The sequence below is a fragment of the Xanthobacter sp. 91 genome, from assembly GCF_000702385.1.
Taxonomy (GTDB): Bacteria; Pseudomonadota; Alphaproteobacteria; order Rhizobiales; family Xanthobacteraceae; genus Xanthobacter; species Xanthobacter aminoxidans.
In genome coordinates this window covers 4214292-4230697 of the sequence record NZ_JNIB01000001.1, presented here as the reverse complement: position 1 = coordinate 4230697, position 16406 = coordinate 4214292, and the positions used below count along the sequence as shown (strand labels likewise).

General features: G+C 69.0%; 15 protein-coding genes and 1 pseudogene. 10 read left to right on the top strand and 6 right to left on the bottom strand.

Annotated elements, in window-relative coordinates:
* Positions 1–6 precede the first annotated feature (6 nt).
* Positions 7–1344, top strand: coding sequence for an aminotransferase class I/II-fold pyridoxal phosphate-dependent enzyme (locus tag A37E_RS0119820; RefSeq protein ID WP_029558207.1), 1338 nt, complete (start codon positions 7–9; stop codon positions 1342–1344).
* On the opposite strand, the gene A37E_RS0119815 is transcribed toward A37E_RS0119820, so the two are convergent.
* On the bottom strand, positions 1325–2512 hold the full coding sequence (locus tag A37E_RS0119815; protein WP_029558206.1) for a glycosyltransferase: 1188 nt from the start codon (positions 2510–2512) through the stop codon (positions 1325–1327). The genes A37E_RS0119820 and A37E_RS0119815 overlap by 20 nt on opposite strands.
* Positions 2513–2522: 10 nt before the next feature.
* The gene (locus A37E_RS0119810) at positions 2523–3938 is read right to left on the bottom strand and encodes a glycosyltransferase (RefSeq protein ID WP_051679198.1); all 1416 of its coding nucleotides are present in this window, start codon (positions 3936–3938) and stop codon (positions 2523–2525) included.
* Positions 3939–4122: 184 nt separating this feature from the next.
* On the opposite strand from A37E_RS0119810, the pseudogene A37E_RS0119805 reads away from it, so the two are divergent.
* Together A37E_RS0119805 and A37E_RS0119800 are read left to right on the top strand one after the other, a co-directional pair.
* Positions 4123–4278 (top strand): annotated as a pseudogene (locus A37E_RS0119805) (UDP-glucose 4-epimerase GalE); the annotation flags it as partial.
* Positions 4279–4367: 89 nt separating this feature from the next.
* Positions 4368–5309, top strand: a complete 942-nt coding sequence (locus tag A37E_RS0119800; RefSeq protein ID WP_051679197.1) for an NAD(P)/FAD-dependent oxidoreductase — start codon at positions 4368–4370, stop codon at positions 5307–5309.
* Between the two features lie 6 nt (positions 5310–5315).
* Here A37E_RS0119800 and A37E_RS0119795 read toward each other — a convergent pair whose 3' ends face one another.
* From A37E_RS0119795 to A37E_RS0119785, 3 genes are read right to left on the bottom strand one after another with little or no spacing between them, the layout of a single operon-like run.
* Complete coding sequence (locus A37E_RS0119795) at positions 5316–6110, bottom strand: ATP-binding cassette domain-containing protein (RefSeq protein WP_038193428.1); 795 nt, start codon at positions 6108–6110, stop codon at positions 5316–5318.
* Between the two features lie 2 nt (positions 6111–6112).
* Positions 6113–6910: an ABC transporter permease subunit gene (locus A37E_RS0119790; protein WP_038193425.1), complete on the bottom strand. Its 798-nt coding sequence runs from the start codon at positions 6908–6910 to the stop codon at positions 6113–6115.
* Positions 6911–6918: 8 nt separating this feature from the next.
* Positions 6919–7917: an ABC transporter substrate-binding protein gene (locus A37E_RS0119785; protein ID WP_029558200.1), complete on the bottom strand. Its 999-nt coding sequence runs from the start codon at positions 7915–7917 to the stop codon at positions 6919–6921.
* A gap of 280 nt (positions 7918–8197) precedes the next feature.
* Between A37E_RS0119785 and A37E_RS0119780 the strand changes: the two genes are divergently transcribed.
* The 4 genes from A37E_RS0119780 to A37E_RS0119765 all read left to right on the top strand — a co-directional run bounded on the left by A37E_RS0119780 (position 8198) and on the right by A37E_RS0119765 (position 12945).
* Positions 8198–9097: an amino acid ABC transporter substrate-binding protein gene (locus A37E_RS0119780; protein WP_029558199.1), complete on the top strand. Its 900-nt coding sequence runs from the start codon at positions 8198–8200 to the stop codon at positions 9095–9097.
* Between the two features lie 91 nt (positions 9098–9188).
* Positions 9189–10577 (top strand): ethanolamine ammonia-lyase subunit EutB, encoded by a 1389-nt coding sequence (locus A37E_RS0119775; protein ID WP_029558198.1) that lies wholly within the window; start codon positions 9189–9191, stop codon positions 10575–10577.
* Positions 10574–11350, top strand: coding sequence for an ethanolamine ammonia-lyase subunit EutC (eutC, locus tag A37E_RS0119770; RefSeq protein WP_029558197.1), 777 nt, complete (start codon positions 10574–10576; stop codon positions 11348–11350). Before A37E_RS0119775 ends, eutC begins: the two co-directional genes overlap by 4 nt.
* 92 nt (positions 11351–11442) lie before the next feature.
* The gene (locus A37E_RS0119765; protein WP_029558196.1) at positions 11443–12945 is read left to right on the top strand and encodes an amino acid permease; all 1503 of its coding nucleotides are present in this window, start codon (positions 11443–11445) and stop codon (positions 12943–12945) included.
* Positions 12946–12988: 43 nt separating this feature from the next.
* Here A37E_RS0119765 and A37E_RS0119760 read toward each other — a convergent pair whose 3' ends face one another.
* Complete coding sequence (locus A37E_RS0119760) at positions 12989–13363, bottom strand: hypothetical protein (RefSeq protein ID WP_024279394.1); 375 nt, start codon at positions 13361–13363, stop codon at positions 12989–12991.
* A 311-nt stretch (positions 13364–13674) separates the two neighbouring features.
* On the opposite strand from A37E_RS0119760, the gene A37E_RS0119755 reads away from it, so the two are divergent.
* From A37E_RS0119755 to A37E_RS0119745, 3 genes are all read left to right on the top strand, one after another.
* On the top strand, positions 13675–14034 hold the full coding sequence (locus A37E_RS0119755) for a hypothetical protein (protein WP_155982315.1): 360 nt from the start codon (positions 13675–13677) through the stop codon (positions 14032–14034).
* A gap of 173 nt (positions 14035–14207) precedes the next feature.
* Positions 14208–15611: an aminodeoxychorismate synthase component I gene (gene pabB / locus A37E_RS0119750; protein ID WP_038193421.1), complete on the top strand. Its 1404-nt coding sequence runs from the start codon at positions 14208–14210 to the stop codon at positions 15609–15611.
* Entirely contained in the window at positions 15608–16399 is a 792-nt protein-coding gene (locus tag A37E_RS0119745) for an aminotransferase class IV (protein WP_029558194.1), read from the top strand. Before pabB ends, A37E_RS0119745 begins: the two co-directional genes overlap by 4 nt.
* The last annotated feature ends 7 nt before the right edge of the window (positions 16400–16406 follow it).

The following is a 16406-nucleotide window of genomic DNA, read 5'->3' as shown; positions in this document are numbered from 1 at the left end:
CGTGCCATGAGCGGGCGTCGCGGACTGTCGGACGAGGCTCTCGCGCACCTGCTGGGCGAGATGCGTGCGGGCACGGCGGCGCCAGCGCCCGCTCCCTCCCCCGCCTTCGTGGATCGGGACGGGCTGCTCTCATTCGAGAGCCTGCCGCGCTACAAGGAACTGACGGCGCAGCAAGCGGCGGCTGACATGCTGGGGCTGAAGAACCCCTACCACCGGCTGCACGAGGGACGATCCGGTGCCACCGCTCGCATCGACGGGCGCGAGGTCGTCAATTTCGCGAGCTACGATTATCTCGGCCTCAATGGCGATCCGCGCATCACCCGCGCCGTAGCCGCCGCGGTCGAGACGTGGGGCACAAGCGTCTCCGGCAGCCGCCTGTCGTCGGGTGAGCGTCCGGCGCATCTGGCGCTGGAGCGGGCGCTGGCCGACGTCTACGGGGCGCAGGATGCGGTCGCGTTCGTGAGCGGCCACGCCACCGCCATCGCCGCCCTTCCGACGCTGATGGGCCCGAAGGATCTCGTCGTCACCGACGCCTTCATGCACAACAGCGTGGTGCTCGGCGCCCAGTATTCGCCGGCCACCCGCCGCAGCTTCCCGCACAACGATCTCGATGCGCTGGAGACCATGCTGGGTCGCGAGCGCCACCGCTTCGAGCGGGTGCTGGTCGTCAGCGAGGGACTGTTCTCCATGGATGGCGACGGGCCGGACCTCGCCCGGCTGGTTGCCTTGAAGGAGCGGTTCGGCTTCTGGCTGATGATCGACGACGCGCACGGCCTCGGGGTGCTCGGCGCGACCGGACGCGGCATCGCCGAGCATGCGGGCGTCGATCCGCGGGCCGTGGATATCTGGTTCGGCACGCTGTCAAAGTCGCTGGTGAGCTGCGGCGGCTATATCGCCGGGCCGGCGGCGATGGTGAGCTATCTCAAGGCCTTCGCGCCAGGCATGGTCTACAGCGTCGGCCTGCCGGTGCCGGTGGCCGAAGCCGCGCGCACGGCGCTGGGCCTGGTGCTGGAGGAGCAGGAGCGCGTGCAGCGGCTCCAGGCCAACAGCCGGGCCTTCCGCGATGGTGCGGCCGCGCTCGGCCTCGACGTGGGGCCGTCCTGGGGTGCGGGCATCGTGCCGATCATGGTGGGCGAGACGATCCGGACCGTGATCCTCGCCCAGCGCCTGCTGGAACGCGGCATCAACGCGTTCCCGGTGCTGCCGCCGGGGGTGCCGGAACGCTCGGCGCGGCTGCGCTTCTTCCTCTCCGCATCGCATCGGCCAGAGCAGATCGACGCGGCGCTGACTGCGCTTTCTGAAGAGGCCACTGCGCTGGGCCTGATCAAGGATCGACCGCGCTGAGCGCATCGATCCACGCGGCGAAGGCGCGGTCCCAGTCAAGAAGCGGACGCTCCGCCAGTGCCCCCGCGCGAAGGACACTGCGAGCCGCCGCGTCCTCCACCAATCGTGCGGTGCCTGCGACGAAGCCGGGCACATCTCCGGGCCTGAACAACAGGCCGTTGACGCTGTTGCGCACCTGCCCGGGCAGGCCGCCGGCCTCAAGCGCGAGCACGGGAACTCCGCTCGCGAGGGCCTCGTAGACGGCAAGGCTGGCGTTCTCGAAGCGCGACAAGGTGGCGTAAAGATCGCTGTTGGCGAGAAGGACGCCAATCTCCGCGCGCGGCACCGGCCCGGCGAGGAAACCGCAGGGCAGCGCCGCGACCAGTTGCTCGACCTCCCCCCGCAGGGCGCCATCGCCGGCGACCACCACCGCCAGCGCATCGCCCAGCCTCTCGGCGAGCGCCGGCAGCACCCGCCGCCAGTCCGCCCAGCCCTTGTCGGCGGTCAGCCGGCCGGCGATCAGCATCACCGCCCGGCCATCGAGATCGGGACGGCCCCAGCGCGCGCGCCAGTAGCCGGGACGGCGCAGATCGGGACGGAAGTCCTGTGTATCCGTCCCGTTGAACCGGCCGGCGAGGCCGTTCGCGAGGCCGACACGTTGGAGCCGTGCAAGGGTGGCCGCGCTTGGGACAAGGGTGGCGTCGTAGCGATTGTAAAGCCGCGCCACCGCCCGCCAGAACGCCGCGCGCAGGGGGGCATAAAGACCGTAACGGCTGCCACCACCACCCAGATAGTCGGCGAAATTGGTGTGGAAGAAGGCGACCAGCGGCACGCGGTGGCGCCGCGCGAAGGCGTGGGCGGGAAGGCGGCGCAGGCCCAGGGCGAGACGCTCGGGCTCATCCACGTGAATGAGGTCGGGTCGGAAAGCGGCAAGCGCCCGGTCGATCTCGCCCCCGGCTTCCGGCACCACGTTGCGGTCCGACGCCGCCGCACCGAAGGGCGCACTCGGCAATCCCGCAAAGGTGACGGCCGGCGACAGACCGGCGGGTCGTGCGCCGTCCGCAGCTGCGGGCGCCAGCAGCAGCACCTCGTCGCTCCGCGCCACCAGCCGGCGAACGCGGGCATCGACGCTGACGGTGACACCATCGAGCACCGGCAGAACGCCGGAGGCGAGGATGGCGATCCTCATGCCGGCCTCCTCAAGCGGGGACCGGACTGGTGTCTGCCGGAACGGCGCCGAAGGCGCGGTACATGGCGAGAAGGTCGAGCGCCATGTCGCGCTCGGTGCGCTCGTAGGAAGTCGTCCGGCTGAGGGCCGCAGCGAGGCCGGGCTCGTCCACGAAGCGTTGGAGCACCAGAGCCAGCGCCTCGGCGTCGCCGCGCGGGAAGGAGAAGCCGTTGACGCCCTCCTCCACGAACTCGGTCATGCCCGGCACGTCGGAAACGATGACCGGCGTGTGCGTGGCGAGGGCCTTCAGCAGGGTCAGCGGTGCATTCTCGAACCAGGTGGAGGGCATGACCAGCACGTCCACCTCTGCCAGCAATCCTGCCATCTCCGCTTCCGGAAAGGTGCCGCGGAACCGCGCCGGCAAGGGCGGGACCGTCTGCTCGGCCACCGCGCGCAGATCGCGGGCATAGGCCGGTGACAGGCTCTCCGACCCCCAGATATCGACGGTGAAGGCATCGCGCGGCAGGGCCCGCAACGCCTGGAGCAGCAGGTGCGGCCCCTTGTGATAGGCGAGCTGGCCGATGAAGCCGAAGCGAACCGGACGGGCGGGCGCGACGGGCTTTGGCGTGCGGTCGATTTCGACGCCGAACGGCGAGCGGAACAGCGGCGGCCCCGCCCCATAGGCATCAAACAGCTCGGCAAGGAACGCGCTGGGCGCAAAGGCCGCCCGGCAATGGGCAAAAGCAACGCGCAGCACGTGCGCCCGGTCGCGAACAGCCCGCGCGTCGCGTCCGAGCGAGAACGGCAGCACGGGCGCGAGCGTGGCGGCCGTCACGGCGGCAGCGGAACGGACGGCGGGCTGCGCCAGAATGCGCCAGAATACGCTGTCCGGCCGCTCGGCCGACCGCGCGAGAAGGCCGCAGGACAGGCAATTGCTGCGGATCGCATTCGGCCCATGACACAGGCCGCCATCCGGCAGCTCCAGCCGGGTGGTGATGCAGAGATTGAAAAAGTCCGTCAGCGTCGCAAATGTCGGGATGCCCAGCCGCGCGGTCACATGCGGCAGAACAGCAGTGAAATTGGCGAGGTGACAGATGTGCACCACGTCCGGCGCGAGCGTGTGCAGGATGCGTTCGAGGAGCGGAGCAAGGCCGGGATGGTCGTAATCCTCACGGGCCGAGCGGGAGGGAGTCCGGTTGCGGTCGATCCGCACCACCGGAATGCCCTCGACTTCGTAGCGTACGATCTCCTCCGCCTGCTCGGGCTCGCCGGCCGACCGCGCGGTCACGACGGTAGGGGCATGTCCCAGCGCCTTGAACTGGCGCGCCAGCGCGAGCGTGTAGGCCTCGGTGCCGTAGACGTGGTCCGGATAGAAGGCGTGCACGAACAGTGCGACGCGCAATGGCCGCAGCGAGAGTCTCGGAACATCCTGCGGCACGCCGCGCATCGAATCTGAACCTCCTGCGATGCCAGCGATTGGCTTACTCTGCGTTGTGATAGCCGTGCAACCGATGTGAGATGACAACGTGTTACGGGGCCGCAACCACCCGAGGTAGACATTCGGCACGTTTTTGTTGCACCGCGAAAGGGAATGAGCGAAGGGATTGCAGACGGCTGGAGGTCAGCGCGAGCGGCGCCCGGGCGATCCTGCACGCCTGATCGCGGATTCCAGCCGCATCCAGGCCGAACTCGGCTGGCGGCCACGGTTCGACGATCTCGAGGTCATCGTCCGCTCGGCTCTGGACTGGGAAGAGACTCTGGCGCGCCGGCAGCTTCAGCCGGCCTGAGGCCTCAAGTGCCCTTCCTAGCCGCGGACGGCAGCCTCGCATAAACTGCGGCAGGCGCCCATTGATGCGCTGGCTGGATCGGGAGCGGCATGTTCGACGCGGTCATCATCGGCGGCGGTCCGGCCGGGGCGTCGTGCGCGCTCTGGCTGAAGATGCTCGGCTTCCGGCCCTGCATCGTCGAGCGCCGGCAGGTGCTGGGCGGGCTGGGAAACGACAATCCCTATCCCAACCAGTGGATCGCCCCCATCCGCGACAAGACCGGCATCGAGATTGCCGCCGAGGTCGACCGCCACCTGCGCGACCACGACATCGTCTGCCGCACCGGCGAGGCGGTGACGGAGCTGGAGGTGGTGCCCGGCGGCTTTCGCATCACCACCGCCACCGGCGAGATGGTGATGGGGCGCGCCTGCGTCCTCGCCACCGGCGTGCGGCCGGTGAAAGGGGGCTTCACCGCCTCCGAGAATGTCATCATCGGCCCCGGCCAGATCCTGTTCAATGCGGACTTCGAGGGGCGCTCGGTCGCCATCCTCGGTGGCGGCGACAATGCGTTCGAGAACTACATCTTCGTGCGCAAGCGCGGCGCCGCCCGCGTCACGCTCTTCGCCCGCACCATAAGGGCGCGGCGCGAGTTCCTGGAGAAGGTGCCACCGGCGGACGTCTGCATCGGCCCCTATCCGGTGGAGCCGGACGTGCCGGCGGTGGCGGGCGAGCGGTTCGAGCGGTTCCTCGTGCTCTATGGCTGGGAGCCCTATCTGCCCTACGCGCGCCACCTGAGCCTCGCGCGGGATGCGCGCGGCTTCGTGGAGACCAGCCTCGATTGCGAAACCTCGGTGCCCAACCTCTACGCCATCGGCGAGATCGCGCAGCGGATGCATCCGTGCTGCGTCACCTCCATGGCTGACGGGGTGGTGGCCGCCAAGGCCATCCAGCGCACGCTGGAGCAGGACGCCGTCGCCCGCTTCGCTGAACGCGTGCGCCGCGCCGCAGCCGATGCGGCACCCACATCCGTGCACAAGCCGCGCATCAAGTAGACGCCCTCAGGAGGCGGCCACCGTCGCCCTGCCCGCGAGAGAGAGACGCTCACGGGCACCGGAAACTGCAAGACACGATGCCTCGGGCGCGGAGAGGGCAGCCGCGATCTCGGGCCGGCGCAGGAGCGCGGCCGATGCCTCATAGGCCGCACCGACCGACGCGAGCATGGGCGCCTGCGTCACCTCCGCCACCACGCGAGCGGGTCGCGGCGAGAAGACGACGATCCGGTCGGCGAGGCGCACCGCCTCGGTCACGTCGTGGGTGACGAACAGCACCGCCGCCCCTGCCCCTTCCACCTCGGCCCGCAGCAGCGCCTGGAGATCGTGGCGCAGGCCCACGTCGAGGGCAGAGAACGGCTCGTCCATCAGAACGAGATCCGGCGAGAGAGCGAAGGCGCGGGCGATGGCGACCCGCTGCATCATGCCGCCCGAGAGCTGGGCAGGGCGCTTGTCCAGATCCCGCACCGAAAAGCCGAGGCGCAGCAGGATCGCCTCGGCGATGGCGCGGCGTTCGGCCTTGCCCATTCCCGCCGCCTTGAGGCCGAAGGCGGCATTGTCGCGCGCATCGGCCCAGGGCAGCAGGCGCGGGTCCTGAAACACCATGGCCACGCGGCGAAAGCCGTTCTCGACCCGTCCGGCGGTCGCCCGCTCGACCCCGGCAGCGAGGCGCAAAAGACTGGTCTTGCCGCATCCCGACGGCCCGAGCAGAACCACCAGCTCGCCCGCGCCGATATGAAGGTCGATCCCGGCGATGATCTCGGCCTCGCCGAACCTCAGCCCCAGGCCGCTCAGGGACAGCATCCTCATGCCTCCACCGAGACGGGTGCCGGATGCCCTCTCCCCGCCCTTCGACGCCGCAACGGCGCTAGGAGCAGGGCATCCGCGAGGATCAGTGCGGCGATCGCGAGGACGATCCACGCCATGGTTTCCGGCAGGTCGAAGTGGGAGCGCGCGGTGGCGATGCCGCCGCCCACCCCGTCCGCGCCGCTCAACACCTCCGCCATCACCGCTACCTTGAAGGAGAAGGCCAGCGCGGTGGCGACGGCCGGGATGAGGAAGTCCGCCAGCGCCGGCAGGACCAGATCGGTGAAGCGCATGAGGGCCGGCGCGCGATAGAGCTGCGCCATCTCGGCGAGCGCGCGGTCGCGGCTTCGGACACCCTGGAGCGTGGCGATGAACAGGATGGGTGCAACGGTAATGGCCACGGTGAAGGTAGCGGCCGAGCCTCCGGGCCCGAACCAGAGCAGCGCCAGCACCACCCAGGCGATGGGCGGCGTGCCGAGGAGCGCGGTGAAGACGGGATAGGACATGGCGCCCACGGGCAGCACCAATCCCCCCGCCACGCCTAAAAAGAAGCCGGCCGCGCCCCCCGCGGCGCAGCCGGCCAGAGCGTGGACCAGTGTCGCCAGCAGCGCCGGCCCCGCCTTTCCGGTGGTCACGAGCCGGACGATGGCCTCCCCTGTCTCCGCAAGGCTCGGCAGCACGAACGGCCCGAAGGCCGTGGCCCCCCATTGCCACGCGCCGGCCAGAGCCAAGAGCCCCGCCGCCCCCCACAGCGTGGAGAGGAGCGCGGGAGAGAGCGTGCGTGCCGGAGCCGCCATCGCGGCGCTCAGAAGTCGAGATAGAAGCTATCGGGCGGCAGCTTCCCGGCCAGCGCCTCCGGCTGGAAGGAGAGCAGCGTCTCGTAGAAGGCGACGAGGCCCGGCTTCAGCTTTGCCGCCGGCTCCGCGACCACATTGAAATGGGAGAGCGCGCTGGCGAGGATGGGCGCCTTCATGTCCATCTTCTCCTCGCCCAGCTGGCCGGCGGCGGCGGGATCGGACAGCACCCAGTCGCGGGCGCCCGGCAGACCGGTAGCCATGGCCTTGAGGAGTTCCGGGCTCTCCTGGATCAGCCGCTCATGCACAGCGATGCCGGCCATGGGCAGGCCGAGGCCGCCGTGCTGCTTCTTCCAGTCGTCCTGAAGGCTGATGGCACGGTTGAGCGTGCGGCCTTCCTTCTTCGCCATCATGATGGCGGCGGTGGCCGGCGGTTCGGAGAGGATGGCCGTAGTGGCCCGCCCGGCGGCGAGCATCTGCGCCGCCTCCATGGGGGTGCGGACATAGGTGATGGTCATGTCCTTGTCCGGGTCCATGCCATAGCCGCGGGCGATGGAGCGGAAGACGAGGTCGGGCATGTCGTTCTTGAAGAAGCCGACCAGTTGCTTGCCGGCGAGATCCTTGAACGAGGTGATGCCCGCGTCGGACGAGATGACGAACAGATGGCCCATGGAAAGGATGGCGAACAGCTTCAGCGGCAGGCCGCGATTGGCGAGGTTCGCCGGAACATGGGTCGGGGTCGTGAACAGGCTGGTGCGGCCGGAGACGATGGCGGCGCGCAGTTCGTCGGTGTCGCGCCACAGGCGGAAGGTGGCGTCGGGTGCTGTCGCGGTGAGGGCACCGGACTGGAGCAGGCGCAGCAGCACGATGGTGGAGCCGTTCGGCGCGCCGAGAATCTCCAGCCCCTTCGCCGGAGCGGCGAGCGCCGCGCCCAGCGACGCGGTGGATGCCCCGGCCGCCGCCGCGGCGATGGCGCCCAACATGCGGCGCCGGTTGAGCAATACGGTCATGTCCAATTCCCCGGCAGAAAAAGCCGGCGCGGCCGGCCAAGCTATATCCATATCAATATAACAATTTCGCATCCGCACAAAGGCAAGTCGGCTGCGGCGGAACGGCCGCAGGTGGGAGTGCCGAGGTGGGCGCGAAGATCATCGGCAGGGCGGGAGGGTTGCTTTCGCGCCACAATGCGCGCCAGCTTCCTTCAGCAACCGCCGAAGTCCTTGGCCGCGCACGGCGAGCCGGGCAAGATCGGGCGAAATGGACCGCGGGGGGCGGCACAGGGGGGCGCGGATGGGTCGGGAGATCGGGCTGGAATTCAGCTCAAGCATCAGGTTCGCGGGACTGCGGGCGGCGATGATCGTCGCCGGGCTTGCCGCCCTCCTGCTCGCGTTCGGCGCCCCGGCCGGCGCGCAGACACTGGACCGCCTGGCAAAGGGCGACCCCTTCCGCATCGGCTATCGCCAGTTCGCCCCGCCCTATTCGTACGCTGCGAGCAACGGCCAGCCGGCGGGCTACATCGTCGATCTCTGCCGCGAGGTGGCGGACGCGCTCAAGCGCTCCCTCAAGCTGCCGAATCTTCCGGTTGAATACGTCAAGGTCTCGGCCGAAGACCGCTTCGAGGCGGTCCGCGACGGGCGCATCGACATCCTGTGCGAGCCCTCGTCCATGACCATGTCACGGCGGGCGCTGGTGGATTTTTCCCTCCCCACCTTCCTCGACGGTGCCGGCGTCGTCACGCGCGGTTCGGCTGTCAAAGGGCTGGAAGAGCTGCGCGGCAAGAAGGTCGGTGTTCTCAAGGGTACCACGACCGAGGAGACGCTGCGCTCCACCCTCGCGCAGATGGGCATCACCGCCACCATCGTCACCGTCACCGACCATCCGGACGGGCTGAAGCAGCTGGCGGACGGCAAGCTCGACGCCTATTTCGGCGACCGGGGTATCCTCAACTATCTGATCGCCAATACCGCGTTCGGCAATCGCCTCAGCCTGTCGGACCAGTATTTCACCTTCGAGACCTACGCGCTCGGCCTGCCGCGCGGCGACCAGACGTTCCGCCTTCTGGTGGACACCACCCTCGCCGACCTCTACCGCACTGACCGCATTCGCGACATCTATGCCAAGAGTTTCGGCAAGTTCCCGCCCGACCAGTTCCTGAACGCGCTGTTCGTCATCAACGGCGTGCCGAAATAGACAGGGCTTTTCCCCGAAGGCATATTTGTTGCTTATCGCGAGGGCCTGAGGACGCGGCAGATGCGCCGCGCCCGCCCCACCGGAGCGCGCCATGGCTCATGCCCATCGCATCGGAGCGAAGTCCTTCGTTTTCTCCGACCTCAAGGACCTGATGGCCAAGGCGACGCCGCCGCGGTCGGGCGACATGCTCGCCGGCATCGCCGCCGCCACGGCCGAGGAGAATGTGGCGGCGCGCATGTGCCTCGCCGACCTGCCGCTCAAGACCTTCCTCGCCGAGCCGCTCGTTCCCTATGAAGGGGACGAGGTGACGCGGCTCATCCTCGACAGCCACGACAGCCCGGCCTTCGCGCCGGTCTCGGCCATGACGGTGGGCGACTTCCGCGACTTCCTGCTCTCCCCCGCCGCAACGCCGGAGGTGCTGGCGGCGCTCGCGCCCGGCCTTATCCCGGAGATGGCGGCGGCGATCTCCAAGATCATGCGGAATCAGGATCTGATCCTCGCCGCGCGCAAGTGCCGGGTGGTGACGCGCTTCCGCAACACCATCGGCCTGCCCGGCACCATGGCGGTGCGCCTCCAGCCCAACCACCCCACCGACGAAGCGGCCGGCGTCTCCGCCGCCATCCTCGACGGCCTGCTCTACGGCTGCGGCGATGCGGTGATCGGCATCAATCCCGCCTCCGACAGCGTCCCGGTCATCGACCGGCTGCTGAAGCTGATGGACGAGATCATCTCGCGCTTCGAGATTCCCACCCAGAGCTGCGTGCTGACCCACATCACGACCTCGATCGCGCTCATGGAGCGCGGCGCGCCGGTGGACCTCGTGTTCCAGTCCATCGCCGGGACGGAGGGGGCCAACCGCTCCTTCGGCATCGACCTGAAGCTGCTCGCCGAGGGCACCGATGCGGCGCGCAGCCTCAAGCGCGGCACGGTGGGGCAGAACGCCATGTATTTCGAGACCGGCCAGGGCTCGGCCCTCTCCGCCGGCGCGCACCACGGGGTGGACCAGCAGACGCTGGAAGCGCGCGCCTACGGCGTCGCCCGCGCCTTCGATCCACTGCTGGTGAACACGGTAGTGGGCTTCATCGGCCCGGAATATCTCTATGACGGCAAGCAGATCATCCGCGCCGGTCTGGAGGACCATTTCTGCGGCAAGCTGCTCGGCGTGCCGCTTGGTGTGGACGTCTGCTACACCAACCACGCCGAGGCCGACCAGGACGACATGGACACGCTGCTGACCCTGCTCGGTGCAGCGGGCGTCACCTACATCATGGGCATTCCCGGCGCCGACGACGTGATGCTGAACTATCAGTCCACCTCCTTCCACGATGCGCTCTACATCCGCGAGGTGCTGGGGCTGAAGCGCGCGCCGGAATTCGAGGCGTGGCTGGAGAAGATGGAGATCACCGGCGCGGACGGCCGCCTGCTGCCTGCCGACGCCGGCAATCCGCTGCTCGGCTATGTGGCGGAGCGCGCGGCATGATCGCGCGCGATCCCTGGTCGAAACTCGCCCGCCACACCCCGGCGCGCATCGCGCTGGGCCGCACCGGCGCGAGCCTACCCACGGAGGAGGTGCTGCGCTTCGCCCTCGCCCATGCGCAGGCGCGCGATGCGGTACACACCCCGTTCGATGCGGCGCGGGTGGAAGAGGAGGTGCGCGGCCTCGGCTTTTCCACCCTGCGCGCCGAAAGCGCGGCGCAGGCGCGCGACGTCTATCTGCGCCGGCCGGACCTTGGGCGGCGGCTCTCTGACGAGAGCCGTGCCCGCCTTGCGGAGGCGGCGGGCGAGCCTGTGGACCTCGCGCTCGTGGTGGCCGACGGCCTGTCCTCGGCAGCCGTCCACGCCCACACGCTCCCCTTCCTGGCGGCGTTGAAGGCGCGCATCACGGATGCCGGCTGGACCACCGCGCCCGTGGTCATCGCCTCGCAGGCGCGGGTGGCGCTGGGGGACGAGGTGGGGCACCTGCTGAAGGCGCGCACGGTTGTGTTGCTTGTGGGCGAGCGGCCGGGCCTCTCCTCGCCGGACAGCCTCGGCCTCTACCTCACCTACAATCCCAAGCTCGGCCGGTCGGACGCCGAGCGCAATTGCATCTCTAACGTGCGTCCGGAGGGTCTTGCCTACGATCTGGCCGCCTTCAAGCTCGCCTGGCACATTCGCGAGGCATTCGCCCGCCAGATCACCGGCGTCGAGCTGAAGGACGAGAGCGATCTCCTGCTCGAAACCGGCCTGCCGCCGCTGCATCTGGGCGCGCGCTGACGGTTTTTGTCCGCGCCCTTGGGGAATGGCAACAAAGTTGCCTCTAGGGCAAGCGCGCCGGACCTTACCCCGGTGCAAGCGGAGGGCTGGGCATGGCCGAAGGCAGCAAATCCGGCGTCACCTACACCACGGTTGATGTTTCCTATTTCGAGCAGCGGGCCCTGAAGCGGCACGCGCGCGTCTGGTCGCTCTGGGCGCTGGGCGTCGGGGCGGTCATCTCCGGCCATTTCTCGGGCTGGAACCTCGGCATCGCCTCGGGCGGCTGGGGCGGCATGTTCATCGCGGCGGTCATCATCGCCATCATGTATCTCGGCCTCACCTTCTCCATCGCCGAGATGTCGCCGGCCCTGCCCCACACGGGCGCCGCCTATTCCTTCGCGCGCACCACCATGGGGCCGTGGGGCGGCTTCGTCACCGGCCTGTGCGAGAACGTGGAGTATGTCATCACCCCGGCGGTGGTGGTGTCCTTCATCGGCTCCTACATGGGCTCCATCTTCGGCACGCCGCCGGCGTTCCAGCCGGTCTACTGGATCTTCGGCTACATCATCTTCGTGGGCCTCAACATCGCCGGCGTGGAACTCTCCTTCCGCGTGACGCTGGTGGTGACGCTGGCGGCGCTGGCCTGCCTCGTGGCCTTCTGGGTCAGCGCGCTTCCGGTGGCCAATTTCTCCCGCTGGGCGCTGAACATCGGTGTCGGGCCGGACGGCACGGCGGTGGAACTGCCCAACGGTGGCGGGCCGTTCCTGCCGTTCGGCATCGGCGGCGCGCTCGCCGCCCTGCCCTTCGCCGTCTGGCTGTTCCTCGCCATCGAGCAATTGCCGCTGGCGGCGGAAGAATCGGTGGATCCGAAGACCGACATGCCCAAGGGCATCATGGCCGGCATGGCGACGCTCATCGTCTCCGCCTTCATGATCCTGTGGCTCAATTCCTCGGTGGCTAACGGCTCCTTCGGCCTCTCCACTTCCCTGGAGCCGCTGCTGGACGGCTTCAAGGCCATCTATGGCGACGGCCTCGCGCGGCTCCTCGCGCTGGTGGCGGTGATCGGGCTGATCGCCTCGTTCCACACCATCATCTATGCGCAGGGCCGGCAGATCTATTCGCTCTCACGGGCCGGCTACTTCCCGCGCGGCCTGTCCGTGACCCATGGCGGGCGCAAGACGCCGCATGTGGCCATGGTGGCGGGCGCGCTGGTCGGCCTCGTCATCATGCTCGGCATCTGGTTCGCGCTGGGGGCGGAGGCAGGGGCGGCGGCCATCGGCGGCACGCTTCTGAACATGGCGGTGTTCGGCGCCATGCTCTCCTACGTGATGCAGGCCATTTCCTTCATCCTGATGCGGAAGAACATGCCGCACATCGAACGGCCCTATAAGAGCCCCTTCGGCATCCCCGGCGCGGTGGCGACCATCGTGATCGCCATCGTCACCATCTGGTTCCAGCTCTCCGACCCGATCTACCGCAACGGCGTGATCGGCGTGGCCATCTGGTTCGCAGCCGGCATCGCCTATTTCGGCATCTGGGGCCGACACAAGCTGGTGCTCTCGCCGGAGGAGGAATTCGCCCTCTCCAAGGGCACGGCCGAATACAAGAGCTACTGAGGGGGCCGCGGTCCGCCTTTCCCGGCGGACCGCACTGCCCGGATCAGACCACCGAAACCACACGGAAGGTGTGCATCTCGTCGTCCTCATGGACGGAGACATACTCGCCCACCTCGAACCGCTCGTCGCCGAAGCGGTAGCCGGCCTCGTCATCGTCGGCGCCGGAAATGTCGTAGCGAAAAGCCCAGCTGCCGCCGGGCCGCCGCACCAGGTGGCCCACCTCGTCGGCCTCATCGGGGCGGAACTTCACCACCCGGCAGCTGTCGCGGTGCTTGGCCCACTCCGCCGCATCAATGCGGCCGGCGCTATCGAGGGGCGCCACGAAGCTGTAGCCGGAATTGCGGGCGCCGTCCGGATGCCCCTTCTCACGGGCAAGCTCCATGCGGATCTGACGGAAGCCGTGCGGCAACTGGGTCATGTTGTCTTCTCCCCGACCTTGCGGCCTGTGGCTCCGTCCCGAGCGCGGACATCACGATGCGTTGACGGAAGCCTGATTCTCGCCCCGCCTCCCGGTGCGGCCATAGGCAGCAAGGCGGCGGAGTGCGATGATGATGTCGCCCCGAAGGGCAACGGGTGGAAATGTGATTTTCCCCGATCCGGCACGCAAGGCATTTGACCTTCCGCAACGCCGAAGTCTCACATCCGTGAAACGGTATTTCCCAAGGGCACTAGGGTCTGCGCTGGGGGCTGCTCAGGTCCGGGGGTCATCGTCAGACGGGAGAAATGGACATGAACGACTCGGTGATGTTCCAGGGTCTCGCCCGCGCGCTGTCGCCCGCCACGCCGCCCATGGCTTGGCCGGTCGCCGCGTGGAAGAACCTGTTCCTAGATTGCCCGATCGCGGTCAGCACGCATCTGCAGCAGTTCGTCGGCCGGCAGATGCAGGAGCAGATGGAGTTGCTCAGCCAGCTCTCGCGCGAGCAGAACCCGTCCGCCTTCGTCACCCGCGAAGCAGCCTTCCTGCAACAGTCGGCTCTTGCGTGGAGCACCGAGCTGGTCGCGGTGGGCGAGATTGTCCAGTCCAAGCTGCTGAACGCCACCCAGGCCGAGCAGCCGGAAGACCAGCCGCCGTTCGCAAAGGCGGCGTGAGGTTTCCGGGTAAGCCGAATTTATCGTTTTCCCCCGGCCTGCCGGGGGAATTCGCGTGATGACCACCGGGCCGTCGGTCGCGGCGCAGCCTGCGGCCTCTCGCCCGTCCGGATTGCCCCAGCGGCGCCGTGGCGCCATGGTGGGACCGAAGCGTTCTGAATCGGTCGCCCCCTGTGCTTATCGTTGAAATCCCGTACCGCGACCCGTTCGCCGCGTTCCAGGCCTTCGCCGACGCCCCCCAATGCGCCTTTCTCGACAGCGCGGCGGAGGGCGACGTGCGGGCGCGCTGGTCCTATATCGGCGCGGATCCCTATGCCTTCATCACCTCCGGCCCGGACGGCGTCCGGCTGAATGGCACCCTTGTGCCCGGAACGCCGTTCGACGTTCTGGCGCGCGCGCTCAATCCCGGCGATCTGCCGCCCTGCCTCGGCCCCTCCTCCGCGCCGGTGCCGTTCCTCGGCGGCGCCATGGGCTATCTCGGCTATGAGCTGGGCCGGCATCTGGAGCGCCTGCCGCCGCCCCGGCCGGCGACGGCTTCCGTGCCTGAGATGGCCATGGGCCTCTACGACGCCATCCTTGCCTTCGACGGGTTGGAGAAGCGCGCCTTCATCGTCTCCAACGGCCGGCCCGAGACGGGCGATGCGGCCGAGGCCCGCGCCCAGCGCCGCGCGCAGGAGCTGTTCGACCGGCTGGCGACCGCGCCCACAGCGGCGCCCGCCCCCGATTTCAGCCGGACCGGGACATTCGCGCCCGACCAGCCCCGCGCGGACGTGGAAGCGGAAGTGGCGCGGGTGATCGAATACATCCGCGCGGGCGACATCTTCCAGGCCAACCTCACCCACCAGATGCGGGCGAAGGTGCCGGAGGGCCTGACCGACCTCGCCCTCTACACACGCCTGCGCGCATTGAGCCCCTCCCCCTTCGCCGCCTTCCTGCGTGCCGGCGACGATCTCGCCGTGCTGTCCGCCTCGCCGGAGCGCTTCCTCTCCCTGTCCTCGGACGGGCGGGTGGAGACGCGCCCCATCAAGGGCACCCGCCGCCGCAGCGCCGATCCCGTCGAGGACAAGGCGCTCGCCGACGCGCTCCTCGCCTCGGTGAAGGACCGGGCGGAAAACCTGATGATCGTGGACCTCATGCGCAACGACCTCTCGCGGGTCTCGCAGGTGGGCAGCGTGAAGGTGCCGGTGCTGTGCGGTCTGGAGACGTTCGCCAGCGTTCATCACCTCGTCTCGGTCATCGACAGCCGGCTGAAGCCCGGCCTTGGCCCGGTGGACCTGCTGAAGGCCTGCTTCCCCGGCGGCTCCATCACCGGCGCGCCGAAGATCCGCGCCATGGAGATCATCCACGAGCTGGAGCCCACCCCGCGCGGGGTCTATTGCGGCTCGGTGGCATGGATCGGCTTCGACGGAGCGATGGATTCCTCCATCGTCATCCGCACCATCACCCGCTCCGGCGACACGCTGCTGACCCAGGCGGGCGGCGGCATCGTCGCGGATTCTGATCCGGCGGACGAATATGAGGAGAGCCTGGTGAAGCTCTCGCCCATGCTGCGCGCGCTTTCGGGAGAGGGCGCATGAAGCTGTTCCTCGGCACAGGGCTGGTGGAGGAGGCAGAGGCGACCGTCTCTCCCTTCGATCGCGGCTTCACTCTGGGCGACGGGCTGTTCGAGACGCTTCGGGTGAAGGGGAGAAAGGTGCTGCGCGTGGACGCGCATCTCGCCCGTCTCGCGTCGGGCGCGGGCGTGCTGGGAATGCCCCTGCCGTCTCTCGACCTTGCCGCGGCGCTGGCACAGACCGCCGACGCCAATGGCCTCCGCGACGGCGTGCTGCGCCTCACCCTCACGCGCGGCACCGGCCCGCGCGGCGTGCTGCCTCCAGCAGAGCCGAAGCCCACCCTCGTCATCACCGCCGCGCTTCTCTCCCCGCCTTTGCCCGCCGCGCGCCTCGTGATCGCGCAGGGCACACGCCGCAACGACCGCTCGCCGCTCGCGCAGGTGAAGTCGCTGAACTATCTCGACGGCATCCTTGCCCGGCAGGAGGCCGCGCGGCGCGGCGCAGACGATGCCATCCTGCTCAACACGCGCGATGGTGTGGCGGAAACATCCATCGCCAACCTGTTCGCGGTCATCAATGGGGGGCTTGTCACGCCGCCCCTCTCCGAGGGTGTCCTGCCCGGCGTGATGCGGGCGGAGGTGATCGCCGCCGGGGCGCAGGAACGGCCGCTGACAGTGGACGACCTCGCATCGGCCGAAGAAATCCTGCTCACCTCGGCGCTCGGCATCCGCTCTGTCGCGTCGCTGGAGGGGCGCCCCCTCCCCTCCACCGCGGCTGCCGAGCGCCTGCGCGGCCTGATCGATGGCGCATGAGGCGCCG

Coding starts and splice junctions, on each gene's coding strand:
- A37E_RS0119820 (WP_029558207.1), top strand. CDS start 7: ATGAGCGGGCGTCGCGGACTGTCGGACGAGGCTCTCGCGCACCTGCTG.
- A37E_RS0119815 (WP_029558206.1), bottom strand. CDS start 2,512: ATGAGGATCGCCATCCTCGCCTCCGGCGTTCTGCCGGTGCTCGATGGT.
- A37E_RS0119810 (WP_051679198.1), bottom strand. CDS start 3,938: ATGCGCGGCGTGCCGCAGGATGTTCCGAGACTCTCGCTGCGGCCATTG.
- A37E_RS0119800 (WP_051679197.1), top strand. CDS start 4,368: ATGTTCGACGCGGTCATCATCGGCGGCGGTCCGGCCGGGGCGTCGTGC.
- A37E_RS0119795 (WP_038193428.1), bottom strand. CDS start 6,110: ATGCTGTCCCTGAGCGGCCTGGGGCTGAGGTTCGGCGAGGCCGAGATC.
- A37E_RS0119790 (WP_038193425.1), bottom strand. CDS start 6,910: ATGGCGGCTCCGGCACGCACGCTCTCTCCCGCGCTCCTCTCCACGCTG.
- A37E_RS0119785 (WP_029558200.1), bottom strand. CDS start 7,917: ATGACCGTATTGCTCAACCGGCGCCGCATGTTGGGCGCCATCGCCGCG.
- A37E_RS0119780 (WP_029558199.1), top strand. CDS start 8,198: ATGGGTCGGGAGATCGGGCTGGAATTCAGCTCAAGCATCAGGTTCGCG.
- A37E_RS0119775 (WP_029558198.1), top strand. CDS start 9,189: ATGGCTCATGCCCATCGCATCGGAGCGAAGTCCTTCGTTTTCTCCGAC.
- eutC (WP_029558197.1), top strand. CDS start 10,574: ATGATCGCGCGCGATCCCTGGTCGAAACTCGCCCGCCACACCCCGGCG.
- A37E_RS0119765 (WP_029558196.1), top strand. CDS start 11,443: ATGGCCGAAGGCAGCAAATCCGGCGTCACCTACACCACGGTTGATGTT.
- A37E_RS0119760 (WP_024279394.1), bottom strand. CDS start 13,363: ATGACCCAGTTGCCGCACGGCTTCCGTCAGATCCGCATGGAGCTTGCC.
- A37E_RS0119755 (WP_155982315.1), top strand. CDS start 13,675: ATGAACGACTCGGTGATGTTCCAGGGTCTCGCCCGCGCGCTGTCGCCC.
- A37E_RS0119745 (WP_029558194.1), top strand. CDS start 15,608: ATGAAGCTGTTCCTCGGCACAGGGCTGGTGGAGGAGGCAGAGGCGACC.